Origin of the sequence: Streptomyces sp. NPDC096132, assembly GCF_044763345.1 — a bacterium.
Taxonomy (GTDB): domain Bacteria; phylum Actinomycetota; class Actinomycetes; order Streptomycetales; family Streptomycetaceae; genus Streptomyces.
In genome coordinates, this window is sequence record NZ_JBIWGA010000002.1 from 194970 (window position 1) to 211762 (window position 16793).

Annotated in this window: 15 protein-coding genes; 5 read left to right on the plus strand and 10 right to left on the minus strand. The window is 69.7% G+C overall.

The genetic code is table 11. The annotated features are described in order from the left end of the window. Positions 1-61: 61 nt before the first annotated feature. Together ACIRF9_RS05295 and ACIRF9_RS05300 are read right to left on the minus strand one after the other, a co-directional pair. A complete protein-coding gene (locus ACIRF9_RS05295) occupies positions 62-394 on the minus strand; it encodes a hypothetical protein (protein WP_403816639.1) in 333 nt (110 codons plus the stop codon). 55 nt (positions 395-449) lie between these two features. Continuing rightward, complete coding sequence (locus ACIRF9_RS05300; RefSeq protein WP_403816641.1) at positions 450-1367, minus strand: heme o synthase; 918 nt, start codon at positions 1365-1367, stop codon at positions 450-452. A 391-nt stretch (positions 1368-1758) separates the two neighbouring features. On the opposite strand from ACIRF9_RS05300, the gene tkt reads away from it, so the two are divergent. From tkt to pgl, 5 genes are read left to right on the plus strand one after another with little or no spacing between them, the layout of a single operon-like run. After that, entirely contained in the window at positions 1759-3846 is a 2088-nt protein-coding gene (gene tkt, locus ACIRF9_RS05305; protein ID WP_403816643.1) for a transketolase, read from the plus strand. 33 nt (positions 3847-3879) lie between these two features. After that, positions 3880-4998 carry a transaldolase gene (gene tal, locus ACIRF9_RS05310; protein WP_403816646.1) on the plus strand — a complete coding sequence of 373 codons (1119 nt, stop codon included), beginning with the start codon at positions 3880-3882 and terminating at the stop codon, positions 4996-4998. Position 4999: 1 nt separating this feature from the next. Beyond that, positions 5000-6538, plus strand: coding sequence for a glucose-6-phosphate dehydrogenase (gene zwf, locus ACIRF9_RS05315; RefSeq protein ID WP_403816649.1), 1539 nt, complete (start codon positions 5000-5002; stop codon positions 6536-6538). Then, positions 6535-7710 carry a glucose-6-phosphate dehydrogenase assembly protein OpcA gene (gene opcA / locus ACIRF9_RS05320; RefSeq protein ID WP_403816652.1) on the plus strand — a complete coding sequence of 392 codons (1176 nt, stop codon included), beginning with the start codon at positions 6535-6537 and terminating at the stop codon, positions 7708-7710. The genes zwf and opcA overlap by 4 nt, the downstream gene beginning before the upstream one ends. Beyond that, positions 7707-8513: a 6-phosphogluconolactonase gene (gene pgl / locus ACIRF9_RS05325; RefSeq protein WP_403816655.1), complete on the plus strand. Its 807-nt coding sequence runs from the start codon at positions 7707-7709 to the stop codon at positions 8511-8513. The genes opcA and pgl overlap by 4 nt, the downstream gene beginning before the upstream one ends. A 27-nt stretch (positions 8514-8540) precedes the next feature. On the opposite strand, the gene ACIRF9_RS05330 is transcribed toward pgl, so the two are convergent. The 8 genes from ACIRF9_RS05330 to gap all read right to left on the minus strand — a co-directional run bounded on the left by ACIRF9_RS05330 (position 8541) and on the right by gap (position 16630). Next, positions 8541-9380: a hypothetical protein gene (locus ACIRF9_RS05330; RefSeq protein ID WP_403816658.1), complete on the minus strand. Its 840-nt coding sequence runs from the start codon at positions 9378-9380 to the stop codon at positions 8541-8543. 62 nt (positions 9381-9442) lie between these two features. Further along, positions 9443-11092, minus strand: coding sequence for a glucose-6-phosphate isomerase (pgi, locus tag ACIRF9_RS05335; RefSeq protein WP_403816661.1), 1650 nt, complete (start codon positions 11090-11092; stop codon positions 9443-9445). 73 nt (positions 11093-11165) lie between these two features. After that, on the minus strand, positions 11166-12359 hold the full coding sequence (locus ACIRF9_RS05340) for an MFS transporter (RefSeq protein ID WP_403816663.1): 1194 nt from the start codon (positions 12357-12359) through the stop codon (positions 11166-11168). Between the two features lie 243 nt (positions 12360-12602). Next, complete coding sequence (locus ACIRF9_RS05345; protein WP_010352468.1) at positions 12603-12938, minus strand: RNA polymerase-binding protein RbpA; 336 nt, start codon at positions 12936-12938, stop codon at positions 12603-12605. 209 nt (positions 12939-13147) lie between these two features. Further along, the gene (gene secG, locus ACIRF9_RS05350; protein ID WP_403817926.1) at positions 13148-13378 is read right to left on the minus strand and encodes a preprotein translocase subunit SecG; all 231 of its coding nucleotides are present in this window, start codon (positions 13376-13378) and stop codon (positions 13148-13150) included. A gap of 113 nt (positions 13379-13491) precedes the next feature. Beyond that, positions 13492-14268, minus strand: coding sequence for a triose-phosphate isomerase (gene tpiA / locus ACIRF9_RS05355; RefSeq protein ID WP_403816666.1), 777 nt, complete (start codon positions 14266-14268; stop codon positions 13492-13494). A gap of 6 nt (positions 14269-14274) precedes the next feature. After that, a complete protein-coding gene (locus ACIRF9_RS05360; RefSeq protein ID WP_403816669.1) occupies positions 14275-15486 on the minus strand; it encodes a phosphoglycerate kinase in 1212 nt (403 codons plus the stop codon). Between the two features lie 133 nt (positions 15487-15619). Further along, positions 15620-16630, minus strand: a complete 1011-nt coding sequence (gap, locus tag ACIRF9_RS05365) for a type I glyceraldehyde-3-phosphate dehydrogenase (RefSeq protein WP_403816672.1) — start codon at positions 16628-16630, stop codon at positions 15620-15622. Positions 16631-16793: the final 163 nt, after the last annotated feature.

Sequence of the window (16793 nt, forward strand, 5' to 3'; positions counted from 1 at the left end):
ACCTCGTACTCCTGAGGTCCTAACGGGTGAACCCGGTGTCAGGTAGTGCCGTGGGAGCGGCTCAGCCGTTCTTGGGGCCGCCGACCTGGATCCCCGCCATACGGGTCCACTCGTACGGGCCGGTCGTCACCTTCGCCGCGAACTCGCCGTCGAAGGACTCGTGGACGGTGATCCCGGCCTTCTCCACGGCCTTCTCGGCGATCTCCACCGAGGGCGCCACGAGGTCGCCCCAGCCGCCGTCCTCGCCGACGAGGACGATCCGGGCGCCGCGCTCCCCGATGTACGCGACCTGCGCCTCGGCGCCGCCGTGCTCCTTGGCGAAGCCGTTGATCTGCTTGGTGAGACGGGCGGCCCGGCGCTCGGCCTTCGCGTCCACCTGCTGCGTGTCTGCCATGCCCAGGATGCTACCGACGGGTAGATCGAACGGCGACGCCCGGGGTGAGTGACGCTTACCTCAGGAACGGGTCCACGGCGACCGCCACGAACAGCAGCGACACATAGGTGATGGACCAGTGGAACAGGCGCATCTCCTTCAGCTTGGCGCCCGTGACCTCGGCCTTCGCACGGTTCTGCAGGGCGTGCGCCTCCCAGAGCCACCAGCCGCCCGCGGCCAGCGCGACCGAGGTGTAGAACCAGCCCGTGTAGCCCAGCGGGGTCAGCAGCAGCGAGACGGCGACCATCACCCAGCTGTAGAGGACGATCTGCTTCGCCACGACCTTGTTGGAGGCGACGACGGGCAGCATGGGCACGCCCACGCGCGCGTAGTCCTCCTTCACCTTCATGGACAGCGGCCAGTAGTGCGGCGGCGTCCAGAAGAAGATGACCAGGAAGAGGATCAGCGGGGCCCAGGAGAGCGAGTTCGTCACGGCCGACCAGCCGATCAGCACCGGCATGCAGCCGGCGATGCCGCCCCACACGATGTTCTGCGAGGTACGCCGCTTGAGGAGCATCGTGTAGACGACGACGTAGAAGAGGAGCGCTCCGAGCGACAGCCAGGCGGACAGCCAGTTGACGGTCAGACCGAAGAGAAGGGTCGAGACGACCGCGAGGGTGATGCCGAAGGTGAGGCACTCGCGCGGGCTGACCATGCCGGTGACCAGCGGGCGCTGCGAGGTGCGGTCCATCAGCGCGTCGATGTCGCGGTCGATGTACATGTTCAGCGCGTTGGCGCCGCCCGCGGAGAGGTAGCCGCCGACGCAGGTGAGCAGCACCAGGCCGAGGTCCGGCACGCCCTGCTGGGCGAGGAACATCACCGGAACCGTGGTGATCAGCAGCAGCTCGATGATCCGCGGCTTGGTCAGCGCCACGAACCCCATGACCCGGGCCCTCAGCGGCCGCCGGCTCGGGCTCTGGCTCGTCCCGATCATCCCTACTGGACGGGATTCAACGGCCGTCACGCACACCCCTGACAGAGACTCCCAGCAAGCCTCCCCATGTGAATGCCGGGTAAAGGCTCGCGCGTACCACGCCACTGTAGACGTTGCCCATACCCCGTTATCCGCGGGGGTGGGGTCGTGTTGGACGGCGCCCCCGGAAGAGCCGACCGGCACTCTGTTGAGCACTCGTACGAGCACCTCCGTATTCACTTGCCGAACAGGAAACTTCCCAGTCGGGAGGCGGATCCCCGGGAGCCCCGGCAGTCTGGAATGGCTCGCAAAAATGGACGTTCTTACGGGGGTAGGCTCGACAACGGCCGGTGGGCGCCGCGTGCACCGGCATTCGACATGCGTGACATGTGGAGAGGAGCCCTGACCCAGGGTGAGCACCAAGCCGACCACCACAGACCTCGAGTGGACCGAGTTGGACCAGCGGGCCGTCGACACGGCCCGTGTCCTGGCCGCCGACGCCGTACAGAAGGTCGGCAACGGCCATCCCGGTACGGCGATGAGCCTGGCTCCTGCCGCCTACACCCTCTTCCAGAAGGTGATGCGGCACGACCCGGCGGACGCCGACTGGGTGGGCCGCGACCGCTTCGTGCTGTCCGCGGGCCACTCGTCACTGACCCTCTACACCCAGCTGTACCTGGCCGGCTTCGGCCTGGAGCTGGACGACCTGAAGAGCTTCCGTACGTGGGGTTCGAAGACCCCGGGTCACCCCGAGTACGGCCACACGGTCGGCGTCGAGACCACCACCGGCCCGCTGGGCCAGGGTGTCGCCAACGCCGTCGGCATGGCGATGGCCGCCCGCTACGAGCGCGGTCTGTTCGACCCGGACGCCCCGCAGGGCGAGTCCCCCTTCGACCACTTCGTGTACGTGATCGCGGGTGACGGCTGCCTCCAGGAGGGCATCTCCGCCGAGGCGTCCTCGCTGGCCGGCCACCAGAAGCTGGGCAACCTGGTCATGCTGTGGGACGACAACCACATCTCGATCGAGGGCGACACCGAGACGGCCGTCTCCGAGGACACCGTCAAGCGCTACGAGGCCTACGGCTGGCACGTGCAGCGGATCGCCCCGAAGCCGGACGGCGACCTCGACCCGCACGCCCTCTACAACGCGATCGAGGCAGCGAAGCAGGTGACGGACAAGCCGTCGTTCATCGCGATGCGCTCGATCATCGCCTGGCCCGCCCCGAACGCGCAGAACACCGAGGCCGCCCACGGCTCGGCGCTCGGCGACGACGAGGTGGCCGCGACCAAGCGTGTCCTGGGCTTCGACCCGGCGCTGTCCTTCGAGGTCACCGACGAGGTCATCGCCCACACCCGCAAGGCTCTCGACCGGGGCGCCGACGCGAAGGCCGAGTGGGAGAAGTCCTTCCAGCTGTGGCGGGACGACAACGCCGAGCGCGCCGCCGAGTTCGACCGGATCGCCGCGGGCGAGCTGCCGGCCGGCTGGGAGGAGAAGCTCCCGGTCTTCGAGCCCGGCAAGGGTGTCGCGACGCGCGCCGCGTCCGGCAAGGTGCTGCAGGCGCTCGGCGCGGTGATCCCGGAGCTGTGGGGCGGCTCGGCCGACCTCGCGGGTTCCAACAACACGACGATCGACAAGACGTCGTCGTTCCTCCCGGCGGACAACCCGCTGCCGGAGGCGAACCCGTACGGCCGCACGATCCACTTCGGTATCCGCGAGCACTCCATGGCCGCGGAGATGAACGGCATCGCCCTGCACGGCAACACCCGTATCTACGGCGGCACGTTCCTCGTGTTCTCCGACTACATGCGCAACGCCGTCCGGCTGTCGGCGCTGATGCACCTGCCGGTGACGTACGTGTGGACGCACGACTCCATCGGCCTCGGCGAGGACGGTCCTACCCACCAGCCGGTCGAGCACCTCGCGTCGCTGCGCGCCATCCCGGGCCTGAACATCGTGCGCCCGGCCGACGCCAACGAGACCGCGATCGCCTGGCGCGAGATCCTCAAGCGCTGGACGAAGGTCTTCGGCAAGGGCGCCCCGCACGGCCTCGCGCTGACCCGCCAGGGCGTGCCGACGTACGAGCCCAACGAGGATGCCGCTCGTGGCGGTTACATCCTCTTCGAGGCGTCGAACGGCACTCCCGAGGTCATCCTGATCGCGACCGGTTCCGAGGTGCACGTCGCCGTCGAGGCGCGCGAGCAGCTGGAGGCCGACGGTGTGCCGACGCGAGTGGTGTCCATGCCGTCCGTGGAGTGGTTCGAGGAGCAGGACCAGGGGTACCGGGACAGCGTTCTGCCGCCGTCCGTGAAGGCCCGTGTGTCGGTCGAGGCCGGCATCGGTCTGACCTGGCACAAGTACGTGGGGGACGCCGGCCGCATCGTTTCGCTGGAGCACTTCGGTGCTTCCGCCGACGGCAAGGTCCTCTTCCAGGAGTACGGCTTCACCGCCGAGAACGTGGCCGCGAAGGCGAGGGAATCCCTCACCGACGCCCGGCGCTGACGCTCACATACGACACGTAGGAGATGTAATTCCATGACAGACGCACTGAAGCGCCTCTCCGAGGAAGGCGTCGCGATCTGGCTGGACGACCTGTCGCGCAAGCGGATCACGTCCGGCAACCTCGCCGAGCTGATCGACCAGCAGCACGTCGTGGGCGTCACCACCAACCCGTCGATCTTCCAGAAGGCGATCAGCGGCGGCGACGGCTACGAGCAGCAGGTCGCCGACCTCGCCGCCCGCAAGGTCACCGTCGAAGAGGCCATCCGCATGATCACCACGGCGGACGTCCGGGACGCCGCCGACATCCTGCGCCCCGTCTTCGACGCCACCGGCGGTCAGGACGGCCGTGTGTCGATCGAGGTCGACCCGCGCCTGGCGCACAACACCCGCGCGACGGTCGCCGAGGCCAAGCAGCTGGCCTGGCTGGTCGACCGCCCCAACACGCTGATCAAGATCCCGGCCACCAAGGCGGGTCTGCCGGCGATCACCGAGGTCATCGGCAACGGCATCAGCGTCAACGTCACGCTGATCTTCTCGCTGGAGCGCTACCGCGAGGTCATGGACGCCTACCTGGCGGGCCTGGAGAAGGCCCGTGAGAAGGGCCTGGACCTCTCGCTGATCCACTCGGTGGCGTCCTTCTTCGTGTCCCGCGTGGACACCGAGATCGACAAGCGCCTCGACGCGCTGGGCACCGACGAGGCCAAGGCCGCGCGCGGCAAGGCCGCCCTCGCCAACGCCCGGCTCGCCTACGAGGCGTACGAGGAGGTCTTCTCGACCGAGCGCTGGAGCAAGCTGGAGAGCGCGGGCGCCAACAAGCAGCGTCCGCTGTGGGCCTCCACCGGAGTGAAGGACCCGGCGTACAAGGACACCCTGTACGTCGACGAGCTGGTGGCGCCGAACACGGTGAACACCATGCCGGAGGCCACCCTGCAGGCCACCGAACAGCGCGGCGAGATCACCGGCAACACCATCGCCGGCACCTACGAGCAGGCCCGCGCCGACCTCGACGCGGTCGAGCGGCTCGGGATCTCGTACGACGACGTGGTGCAGCTGCTGGAGGACGAGGGCGTCGAGAAGTTCGCGGCGTCCTGGAACGACCTGCTCAAGTCGACCGAGGCGGAGCTGGAGCGCCTCGCCCCCTCGGAGGGCTGAATTGTCCCCCTTCTCCGGTTCCGGAGCGAACCCGCTTCGTGACCCCGCCGACCGACGGCTCCCGCGTATCGCGGGGCCGTCGGGCCTGGTCATCTTCGGCGTCACGGGCGATCTCTCCCGGAAGAAGCTCATGCCCGCCGTGTACGACCTCGCCAACCGGGGTCTGTTGCCGCCGGGCTTCTCCCTGGTGGGCTTCGCCCGCCGTGAATGGGCGAACGAGGACTTCGCGCAGGAGGTCCACGACGCCGTCAAGGAGCACGCCCGCACGCCCTTCCGCGAGGAGGTCTGGCAGCAGCTCATCCAGGGCATGCGCTTCGTGCAGGGCACCTTCGACGACGACGACGCGTTCGAGCGGCTGCGCGCCACGATCGAGGAGCTCGACAAGGCGCAGGGCACGGGCGGCAACTTCGCCTTCTACCTCTCCGTGCCGCCGCGTTCCTTCCCGGTGGTCATCCAGCAGCTGAAGAAGCACGGGCTGGCCGACCAGACGAAGGACTCCTGGCGGCGCGCGGTCATCGAGAAGCCCTTCGGCCACGACCTGGAGTCCGCCGAGGAGCTCAACAAGGTCGTCCACGAGGTCTTCGCCCCGGACCAGGTCTTCCGCATCGACCACTACCTGGGCAAGGAGACCGTCCAGAACATCCTGGCGCTGCGCTTCGCCAACACGATGTTCGAGCCGATCTGGAACCGGTCCTTCGTCGACCACGTGCAGATCACGATGGCCGAGGACATCGGCATCGGCGGCCGCGCCGGCTACTACGACGGCATCGGCGCCGCCCGTGACGTCATCCAGAACCACCTCCTCCAGCTCATGGCCCTCACGGCCATGGAGGAGCCGGCCTCCTTCGACGCGGACGCGCTGGCCGCCGAGAAGACCAAGGTGCTCGGGGCCGTACGGCTGCCCGAGGACCTCGGCCGGGACACCGTGCGCGCCCAGTACGCGGCCGGGTGGCAGGGCGGCGAGAAGGCCATCGGCTACCTCGAAGAGGACGGCATCGACCCCCGGTCGAAGACCGACACCTATGCCGCCATCAAGGTCGAGATCGACAACCGCCGCTGGGCGGGCGTCCCCTTCTACCTGCGCACCGGCAAGCGGCTCGGCCGCCGGGTCACCGAGATCGCGGTCGTCTTCCAGCGCGCCCCGCACTCCCCCTTCGACCACACGGCGACGGAGGAGCTCGGCAAGAACGCGATCGTCATCCGCGTCCAGCCCGACGAGGGCGTGACCGTCCGCTTCGGCTCCAAGGTGCCCGGCACCTCGATGGAGATCCGGGACGTGTCCATGGACTTCGCCTACGGCGAGTCGTTCACGGAGTCCTCGCCCGAGGCGTACGAGCGCCTCATCCTCGACGTGCTGCTCGGCGACTCGAACCTCTTCCCCCGCACGGAGGAGGTCGAGCTGTCCTGGAAGATCCTCGACCCGATCGAGCGGTACTGGGACGAGAACGGCAGGCCCGCACAGTACCCCGCCGGTACCTGGGGGCCCGTCGAGGCGGACCAGATGCTCGAACGAGACGGACGGAGCTGGCGCCGGCCATGAAGATAGACCTCACGGACACCACCGCCAGCAAGATCAACAAGGCGCTGGTCCAGGGCCGCCGGGCGATCGGCACCCCGGCCGTGGGCATGGTGCTCACCCTGGTCATCGTCACCGACGAGGAGAACGCGTACGACGCGCTCAAGGCCGCCAACGACGCCTCCCGCGAGCACCCCTCGCGCACGCTCGTGGTCATCAAGCGCGTCTCCCGCACCCCCCGCGACCGCACGCAGTCCCGGCTGGACGCCGAGGTGCGGGTGGGCGCGGACGCGGGCACCGGCGAGACGGTGGTGCTGCGGCTGTACGGCGAGGTGTCCGACCACGCCCAGTCCGTCGTGCTGCCGCTGCTGCTGCCGGACGCGCCGGTCGTCGTCTGGTGGCCGGTGAACGCGCCGCTCGACCCGGCCGCCGACCCGCTCGGCGCGCTGGCCCAGCGCCGCGTCACCGACACCTACGCCTCCGAGCAGCCGGTGCGCGAGCTCGGCGCCCGCTCCGACACCTACACCCCGGGTGACACGGACCTGTCCTGGACCCGCATCACGCCCTGGCGTTCGATGCTGGCCGCGGCCCTGGACCAGGTCACCTGCACGGTGCAGTCGGTCGAGGTGGAGGGCGAGGAGTTCAACCCGAGCTGCGAGCTGCTGGCGATGTGGCTCGCGGACCGGCTGGACGTGCCCGTCAGGCGCTCGCTGTCGGGCGGCCCCGGGCTCACCGCCGTCCGCATGGCGACCTCCTCCGGGCCGATCGTCCTGGACCGGGCCGACGGCTCGCTGGCCACGCTCTCCATCCAGGGGCAGCCCGACCGCGCGGTGGCGCTGAAGCGCCGCGACACGGCCGAGCTGATCGCGGAGGAGCTGCGCCGGCTGGACCCGGACGACACCTACGCGTCCGCCCTGCGGTTCGGGGTGGACCGGCTGAACGCGTCGGCCTCTGCCTCGACGGTCTCGCCGAGCGGGGACGCGGTCGCGCGGGCCCTTGCCGCGGTCGAGAAGGCCGGGGCCGCGGTCGAGCAGGCCGAGGTCGCGGTGGAGAAGGCCGAGGTCGAAGCCGAGCCGGCCAAAGGAGAACCGGACGCCTCCGAAGGCCTTGCGGAAGCTCCCGGGGAGGAAGGGGAGGCGCAGGCACCGCTGAAGCCGGTCCCTTCCGGCCTGTCCGACAAGGCGGCGGCGAAGTGAGCGCGCCGCAACTGGTCGTGCACCGCGACAAGGACCTGATGGCGCAGGCCGCGGCGGCCCGTCTGATCACGAAGATCGTGGACGCGCAGGCCTCCCGGGGCTCCGCGTCCGTGGTCCTCACCGGCGGCCGCAACGGCAACGGCCTGCTCGCCGCCCTGGCGGCCGCGCCGGCCCGGGACGCCATCGACTGGGGCCGGCTCGACCTGTGGTGGGGCGACGAACGGTTCCTGCCCGAGGGCGACCCGGAGCGCAATGTCACCCAGGCCCGCGAGGCCCTGCTGGACGCGGTGCCGCTGGACCCGAAGCGCGTGCACGCCATGCCCGCGTCCGACGGTCCCCACGGCGCCGACGTCGAGGCCGCCGCGGAGGCGTACGCCGAGGAGCTGGCCCGTGCGGCCGGCCCCGAGACCATGAAATCAGCGGCTGACGCCGCGGGCGGCACCGTGCCCACCTTCGACGTCCTGATGCTGGGCGTCGGCCCGGACACCCATGTGGCCTCGCTCTTCCCCGAGCTGCCGGCCGTACGGGAGACCGAGCGCACGGTGGTCGGCGTCCGCGGCGCGCCCAAGCCGCCGCCGACCCGGGTCACCCTCACCCTTCCGGCGATCCGGGCGGCCCGTGAGGTGTGGCTGCTGGCGGCCGGCGAGGACAAGGCGCAGGCCGCGGCGATCGCCCTGTCGGGCGCGGGCGAGATCCAGGCCCCGGCGGCGGGAGCCCGGGGCCGTGCCCGCACCCTGTGGCTCCTGGACCAGGCGGCGGCCTCGCAGCTGCCGAGGTCGCTGTATCCGCCGTCGTCTCCCTGAGCCGACGTGCTCACGGAACCCGTACGGTCAAGCGCCGTACGGGTTCCGTCCGTTGTGGGGGCTGAACGGGGTGCCCTGCTGGGGCACGTACGCCGTCGGCTGCGGGGCCGGCGCCGGGGCGGGTGGGAAGGTGGCCGGGTGGGACATGAGGCGGATGCCGTGGTGCTTCTTGAGGCGATGCGTCTCCAGCAGGGCGATCGCCGTGACCGTCACCGGGGCGGACAGGATGCACACCACTCCGACGAAGTCGTCCATGCCGCGGTCTTCGGGGCTGACCAGGTCGGGAACGGCCATCACCCAGCTCGTCACGGTGGCGAGCAGCGGCGGCAGACAGCGGTGCACCGCGGCGGTGCCGAAGAAGTTGCCGGTGAGCATGACCGCACCCCAGATCACGAAGAAGCCCATCCACAGGCCCAGCCCGTTCAGGACGATCTTCGGGATCGTCCCCACCTTCTCGCCGAAGACGAACAGCTCGAAGCAGAAGAAGGCCGAGGCGGTGAAGAGTGAGAGCAGTTTGACCGTGTCGAGGAGGCGCGCCCGCATCCGGCGCACGGTGGCACCGCGCCGCCAGACCAGGAGCATCACACCGGTCGTCAGCGGGGTGACGCAAAAGAGCACGATCGATGCGATCGTGGCGTTCCTCGGCAGATCCACCCAGGAGAACCCTGTCTCGATGACCAGGTGGACGCCGAGGGCCGCGACGAATCCGACGGCGACCCTGGCCCGCTTGAGCCGCTCCACGGTCGGGTCGAGCGAGTCCGGGATCCAGGCGGGGTGGAACACCGCCCGCGCCGCGCGATGGGGCAGCAGGTAGGACCCGACCGTCAGCTCACCGTCGGTCCAGCGCCTGCGATGTGCGTTGCCCACGTGAGGCTCCCGAGCAATCGTGTACATGATCGCCCGGGAGTCTACACACGGGATGTTGTCGGCTAATGGCCCCGCAGCTCACGGTACTTGGCAACCAGCGCCGTGGTCGACGCGTCCAGGCCGGGGACCTCGGCGCCCTCCGTCAGCGCGGGTTCGACGCGCTTGGCGAGGACCTTGCCCAGCTCCACGCCCCACTGGTCGAAGGAGTCGATGTTCCACACGGCGCCCTGGACGAACACCTTGTGCTCATAGAGGGCGATGAGCTGGCCGAGGACCGACGGAGTCAGCTCGCGGGCGAGGATCGTGGTGGTGGGGTGGTTGCCCTGGAACGTCTTGTGGGCGACCAGTTCCTCCGGCACCCCTTCCGCACGCACCTCCTCGGGCGTCTTGCCGAAGGCCAGCGCCTGGGTCTGGGCGAAGAAGTTGGCCATCAGCAGGTCGTGCTGCGCGGTGAGCTCGTCGCTGAGCTCGTCGACCGGGCGGGCGAAGCCGATGAAGTCGGCCGGGATCAGCTTGGTGCCCTGGTGGATCAACTGGTAGTAGGCGTGCTGCCCGTTGGTGCCGGGCGTGCCCCAGACGATCGGGCCGGTCTGCCAGTCGACTCCCTTGCCGTCCCGGTCGACGGACTTGCCGTTGGACTCCATGTCCAGCTGCTGGAGGTAGGCGGCGAACTTGGACAGGTAGTGGCTGTAGGGCAGCACGGCGTGCGACTGGGCGTCGTGGAAGTTGCCGTACCAGACGCCCAACAGGCCGAGCATTAGTGGCACGTTGGACTCGGCGGGGGCGGTGCGGAAGTGCTCGTCGACCAGGTGGAAACCGTCGAGCATCTCGCGGAAGCGGTCCGGCCCGATGGCGATCATCAGGGAGAGGCCGATCGCCGAGTCGTAGGAGTAGCGACCGCCGACCCAGTCCCAGAACTCGAACATGTTGGCCGTGTCGATGCCGAAGTCGGCGACCTTCTCGGCGTTGGTCGACAGCGCCACGAAATGCTTGGCGACGGCCGAGTTGTCGACCAGCGCGTCCAGGAGCCAGGTGCGGGCCGAGGTGGCGTTGGTGATCGTCTCGATGGTGGTGAAGGTCTTGGAAGCGATGATGAACAGCGTCTCGGCCGGATCCAGGTCGCGGGTGGCCTCGTGCAGGTCGGCACCGTCGACGTTCGACACGAAGCGGACCGTGAGGTCGCGGGCGGTGTAGCTGCGCAGCGCCTCGTAGGCCATGGCGGGCCCGAGGTCGGACCCGCCGATGCCGATGTTGATCACGTTCTTGATGCGCTTGCCGGTGTGGCCGGTCCAGGCGCCGGAGCGCACACGCTCGGAGAAGTCGGCCATCTTGTCCAGGACGGCGTGCACGGCGGGGACCACGTTCTCCCCGTCGACCTCGACCACCGTCTCGCGCGGGGCGCGCAGGGCGGTGTGCAGCACCGCGCGGTGCTCGGTGGTGTTGATCTTCTCGCCGCGGAACATGGCGTCCCTGAGGCCGAAGACGTCGGTGGCCGCGGCCAACTCGCGCAGCAGCCTCAGCGTCTCGTCGGTGACGAGGTGCTTGGAGTAGTCGACGTGCAGGTCCCCGACCTGCAGCGTGTACCCGCTGCCGCGCTCCGGGTCGGCGGCGAACAGCTCTCGCAGCTGTACCTCACCGAGCTCCTCGTGGTGCTTGGCCAGAGCCGTCCACTCGGGCGTCTGGTTGAGCCTCGTACGGCCGTCTGCGTTCATGTCGGACTTCAGCCCTTCCTCACCTGTCCGTGCTGCTGTGCACGCCTTGCCCCGCCTGTCACAACCTAGTTGATCAGCGGGTCACCCGAGCGGACGACGAACCGTCCTGCGGGACAACAACAGGTACGTCCGCCCGGCCCGCGGGTATCAACGCGGCGACGGCCAGGGCGAAGAGCAGGGCCGCCAGCAGCGCGGGCGCGTTGAGGCCGAGGGCACCGGCCGCGGCTCCGCCGAGCAGGGCGCCCAGGGGAGCGCCGGACGTGGACGCCGTACGGAAGGCGGAGGCGATGCGGCCGACCATGGACTCGGGGCTGCGCTGCTGCATCAGCGTGACCTGGTTGACGTTCCACACCATGCCCATGATCCCGAGCAGCAGCATGCCCGCGAGCAGCGCGCCCAGGTGGCGGACGGTGCCCATGAGCAGCAGCGACACGACCTGGACGCTCCCGCCGAGCAGCAGGGCCCGCGCCCGGCCGGTGCGGCGCGCGAGGCGCTGGGCGACGAAGCCGCCGGCGAGGCTGCCGAGCGCGTACACCGTCATGGCCGCGGCGTACCCGGTGGTGCCCGCGTGCAGCCAGCGCGTCGCGTGCAGCACCAGGGTGGCGATGAGGGCGCCCATGCCGATGTTGCACAGCAGGGTGGCCACGCAGACCGGTCGCAGGACGCGGTCGCGCCAGAGATGGCGCAGCCCCTCGGCGATCTCCGCCCGCAGGGTGCTGCCCGCGGGGCGCGGCTCCCGCTCGGGCGGCTGTATCCGCAGGGAGGCGACCAGGGCGGCGGCCAGCAGATAGCTGCCCGCGTCGGCGGCGAACGGCATGAAGGCGCCGATGCCCAGCAGCAGGGGCACGAACGGTCCGGCGAGCAGGCCGCCGGCGAGTTGCTGGCCGGTCATCAGCCGGGCGTTGGCGCTGCCCAGGGCCTGGCGGGGCACCAGGGACGGCAGCAGGGCCGTGGAGGCGTTGTCGAAGAGGGTCTGGAGGGTGGTCAGCAGGAAGGCGAGGGCGAGCAGCAGCGGGACGGAGGCGTGGCCGAGGCCCACGGCGAGCGCGAAGCCGGCGACGAGCAATCCTCGTACGGTGTCGACGGCCCACATCGCCCGCCGCTGGTCCACCCGGTCGGCGACGGCCCCGCCGAGCAGTCCGAACAGCAGCCAGGGGAGATAGCCGCAGGCGGTCACCGAGGCGACGACCAGCGGCTCGTCCGTGAGCCGCACGGCGAGCAGCGGCAGGGCGGCCGTGCGCAGCGCGTCCCCGAAGCGCGAGATCACGGCGGCACTCCACAGTCGCCCGAAACCTCCGCGCCACGCGGGCGCACACCCCTCCCCCGCCTCGACCCCCGTCACGGCTCCCCCTCCGGCCCGCCGGTTCACCGCGGACACGGGAACCCACACGAAGAACCGTAGAGGAGGCCACTGACAATCGGTCCGGCGACGGATCCGGCGACGGCCGGTCGCCGAGGCGGCAGACAGGTCCGGCCAGGTACCTCGTGGGCACCCGGCCGGTCTCAACTTCTAGATCTCGCCCCGCAGTTTGGCGAGCGCCTCGGCGAGGATCGCCTCGCCGTCCGCGTCGCTGCGCCGCTCCCGCACATAGGCGAGGTGCGTCTTGTAGGGCTCGGTGCGCGGCGGGGCCGGGGGATTGTCCCGGTCCTGACCGGCCGGGAAGCCGCAGCGCGGGCAGTCCCAGGTATCGGGAACCTGCGCGTCGCTGGCGAAGCTGGGCTGCGTCTCGTGCCCGTTGGAGCACCAGAAGGAGATGCGCAGACGGGGCGCGGACTCGCCCCGCTCGGCCTCGCCCATCGGCCCCGCCCCGACCCGGCTTCCTCGGATCGCGTTGCCACTTGCCACGGTCGTAACTCCCTGCGTGATGGTGCCGCAAAGCGAGTCGGCGTTTCGCTTCGCTGCGAGCGCCTCAGTCTACGTAAGGCCCAACGCGCGTCCAGTGATTGGAGTTACAGCTCCCCACCCAGACGCAAGCCCCATGATAGGCCGCGCTCAGCTGCGCGTACCGAACATGGGGCCTTACGTACGGAATGTGCGTGCCTGTGAGAGGCTGATCAGCTGTTCGTCTTCATCAGGATGCCGAGGACGATGATGCACGCGAACCACAGCACACCGATCACGATGGTGATGCGGTCGAGGTTGCGCTCGGCGACCGAGGAGCCGCCGACGGAGGACTGCATGCCGCCACCGAACATGTCGGAGAGGCCGCCGCCCTTCCCCTTGTGCATCAGCACCAGCAGCATCATCAGCAGGCTGAAGACGATCAGGGCGATCGAGAACCCCAGAACCACGGCTGGACCAACTTCCTCGGATTCGGATAACGACGGGGGCACAGCACCTCGGCTGTGCCCCCGCAAGGGTACGACGGATCGGGCCTACCGCCTACTCACGGCCCGGCTCACTGATCGCGGAAACGCACGATCTTGACGAACTCCTCGGCGTCCAGCGAGGCGCCGCCGACCAGCGCGCCGTCGATGTCGGCCTGTGCCATGATCTCGGCGACGTTGCCGGCCTTGACGGAGCCGCCGTACTGGATGCGGACCTTGTCGGCCAGCTCCTGCGAGTAGAGCTCGGCGATCTTGCCTCGGACGGCGGCGCAGACCTCCTGGGCGTCCGCGGCGCCGCAGACCTTCCCGGTGCCGATGGCCCAGACGGGCTCGTAGGCGATCACGATCGTCTCGGCCTGGTCGGCGGGGATATCCTTCAGACCGCCCTCGACCTGGGCGAGGGTGTGGGAGACGTGGTTGCCCGCCTCGCGGACCTCCAGCTCCTCGCCGACGCACAGGATGGGGGTGAGGCCGTGCTTGAAGGCGGCCTTGACCTTGGCGTTGACCAGCTCGTCGGTCTCGGCGTGGTACTGGCGGCGCTCGGAGTGGCCGATGGCCACGTACGTGCACTTCAGCTTGGCGAGCATCGGGCCGGAGATCTCGCCGGTGTAGGCGCCGGACTCGTGCGCCGAGATGTCCTGGGCGCCGTACTTGATGGCGAGCTTGTCGCCCTCGACCAGGGTCTGCACGGAGCGCAGGTCGGTGAAGGGCGGCAGGACGGCGACCTCGACGGCCTCGTAGTCCTTGTCGGACAGGGCGAAGGCGAGCTTCTGGGTGTGGGCGATGGCCTCGAGGTGGTTGAGGTTCATCTTCCAGTTGCCCGCCATCAGCGGAATGCGCGTGCTCATTGAGGGTCAGTCCTCCAGTGCGGCGAGGCCGGGGAGCGTCTTGCCCTCGAGGTATTCGAGGGAGGCGCCGCCGCCGGTCGAGATGTGGCCGAATGCGTTCTCGTCGAAGCCCAGGAGGCGGACGGCGGCGGCGGAGTCGCCACCGCCGACGACCGTGAAGGCCGGGGAGTCGAGGAGGGCCTGGGCGACCGCCTTGGTGCCCTCGGCGAAATCGGGGTGCTCGAAGACGCCCATCGGGCCGTTCCAGAAGACCGTGGCGGCGTCGGTGATCTTCGAGGCGTACAGCTTGCGGGTCTCCGGACCGATGTCCAGGCCCATCTGGTCGGCGGGGACGGCGTCCGCGGCGACGGCGGTGGGGTGCGCGGGGGCCTTGGTCTTCAGGTCCGGGAACGCGGGGGCGACCAGCACGTCCACGGGCAGCACCAGCTCGACGCCGGTCTTCTCCGCGCGCTCGATGTACTCCTGGACGGCCGGGATCTGGTCCTCCTGGAGGAGGGAGCTGCCGATCTCGTAGCCCTTGGCCTTGAGGAAGGTGTACGCCATCCCGCCGCCGATGAGGATCCGGTCGGCCTTGCCGAGCAGCTCGTCGATGACGGCGAGCTTGTCGGAGACCTTGGCGCCGCCGAGCGCGACGACGTAGGGACGCCGGACGTCCTCGGTGAGCTTCTTCAGGACGCCGACCTCGGTGGCGATGAGGAAGCCCGCGGCGTGCGGCAGCCGGGCCGGCAGGTCGTACACGGAGGCGTGCTTGCGGTGGACCGCGCCGAAGCCGTCGCCGACGTAGACGTCCGCGAGCTGGGCGAGCTGGTCGGCGAAGGCGCCGCGCTCGACGTCGTCCTTGGCGGTCTCACCCGCGTTGAAGCGCAGGTTCTCGATGACGGCGACCTGGCCGTCGATGAGGCCGGCGACCGTCGCCCGGGCGGAGTCGCCGACGGTGTCGGTCGCGAAGGCCACGGCGGAGCCGAGGAGTTCGCCGAGCCGGGCGGCGGCGGGGGCGAGGGAGAACGCCGGGTCCGGGGCGCCCTTGGGGCGGCCCAGGTGGGAGGCGACGACCACCTTGGCGCCCGCGTCCGCGAGGGCCTTGACGGTGGGCAGGACGGCGCGGATACGGCCGTCGTCGGTGATGGTGGCGCCGTCCAGCGGCACGTTGAGGTCGGCGCGGACGAAGACCCGCCGGCCGGTCACTCCTTCGGCGAGGAGTTCGTCGATCGTCTTCATGAAAGGGACTCCCGAGGGCTGGTGATGCTCCGTGATCGTAGACAGGGCGGTTCTGCACGTGACTCAGGGCCCGGGCGGCGCGTCCCTGCGCTGCCCGAGCCCTGCGTTCACATCGGGGTGCCTGATCCGACGATCAGAGCTGGTTGCCGACGAAGACCGTCAGGTCCACGAGACGGTTGGAGTAGCCCCACTCGTTGTCGTACCAGCCCAGGATCTTCACCGTGTTGCCCTCCTGGACCATGGTCAGGGAGGAGTCGAAGGTGCAGGAGGCCGGGTCGCTGACGATGTCCGAGGAGACGATCTCGTCCTCGGTGTAGGCCAGGTAGCCCTTGAGGTCGCCGTCCTCGGAGGCCTTCTTGAACGCGGCGTTGACCTCGTCCTTGGTGACCTCGCGCTGGAGCGTCACGACCAGGTCGGTGGCCGAGCCGGTCGGGACCGGGACGCGCATCGCGATGCCGTCGAGCTTGCCCTTGAGCTGCGGGAGGACCAGGGCGGTGGCCTTCGCGGCACCCGTCGTGGTCGGGATGATGTTCTCGGCGGCGGCGCGGGCGCGGCGCAGGTCCGAGTGCGGGAAGTCCAGGATGCGCTGGTCGTTGGTGTACGCGTGGACCGTCGTCATCAGGCCCTTGACGATGCCGAAGTTCTCGTCGAGGACCTTGGCCATCGGCGCCACACAGTTGGTGGTGCAGGAGGCGTTGGAGATGACGTGGTGGTTCGCCGGGTCGTACTTGTCCTGGTTGACGCCCATCACGATGGTGATGTCCTCGTCCTTGGCCGGAGCCGAGATGAGGACCTTCTTGGCGCCACCGGCGAGGTGCTTCGCGGCGTCGGCCTTCTTGGTGAAGATGCCGGTGGACTCGATGACGATGTCGACACCGAGCTCGCCCCACGGGATGTCGGCGGGGTTGCGCTCGGACAGGACCTTGATGGTGTGGCCGTCGACGGTGATCGTGTCGGCGGTGTGCGACACCTCGGCCTTGAGGCGGCCCAGGATGGTGTCGTACTTCAGCAGGTGCGCGGTGGTCGCGGTGTCACCCAGGTCGTTGACAGCCACGATCTCGATGTCAGCACCCTGCTCCAGCAGCGCGCGGAAGTAGTTACGACCGATGCGGCCAAAGCCGTTGATGCCTACGCGGATCGTCACGAACCGATCTCCTCGTTGGTACGCCGGCCATGCGGTGCCGGCGAGCTGTATTTGGGATGTCCCCGACCACCCCCGACCCTACCTCTCCGAGGGCCCCGTGGTGACATCGACTCCGCCCATACACGGCAGGACGGTCCGTACCCGCCAGTAGGGGTACGGACCG

Coding starts and splice junctions, on each gene's coding strand:
- ACIRF9_RS05295 (WP_403816639.1), bottom strand. CDS start 394: ATGGCAGACACGCAGCAGGTGGACGCGAAGGCCGAGCGCCGGGCCGCC.
- ACIRF9_RS05300 (WP_403816641.1), bottom strand. CDS start 1,367: ATGATCGGGACGAGCCAGAGCCCGAGCCGGCGGCCGCTGAGGGCCCGG.
- tal (WP_403816646.1), top strand. CDS start 3,880: ATGACAGACGCACTGAAGCGCCTCTCCGAGGAAGGCGTCGCGATCTGG.
- opcA (WP_403816652.1), top strand. CDS start 6,535: ATGAAGATAGACCTCACGGACACCACCGCCAGCAAGATCAACAAGGCG.
- pgi (WP_403816661.1), bottom strand. CDS start 11,092: ATGAACGCAGACGGCCGTACGAGGCTCAACCAGACGCCCGAGTGGACG.
- tpiA (WP_403816666.1), bottom strand. CDS start 14,268: ATGAGCACGCGCATTCCGCTGATGGCGGGCAACTGGAAGATGAACCTC.
- ACIRF9_RS05360 (WP_403816669.1), bottom strand. CDS start 15,486: ATGAAGACGATCGACGAACTCCTCGCCGAAGGAGTGACCGGCCGGCGG.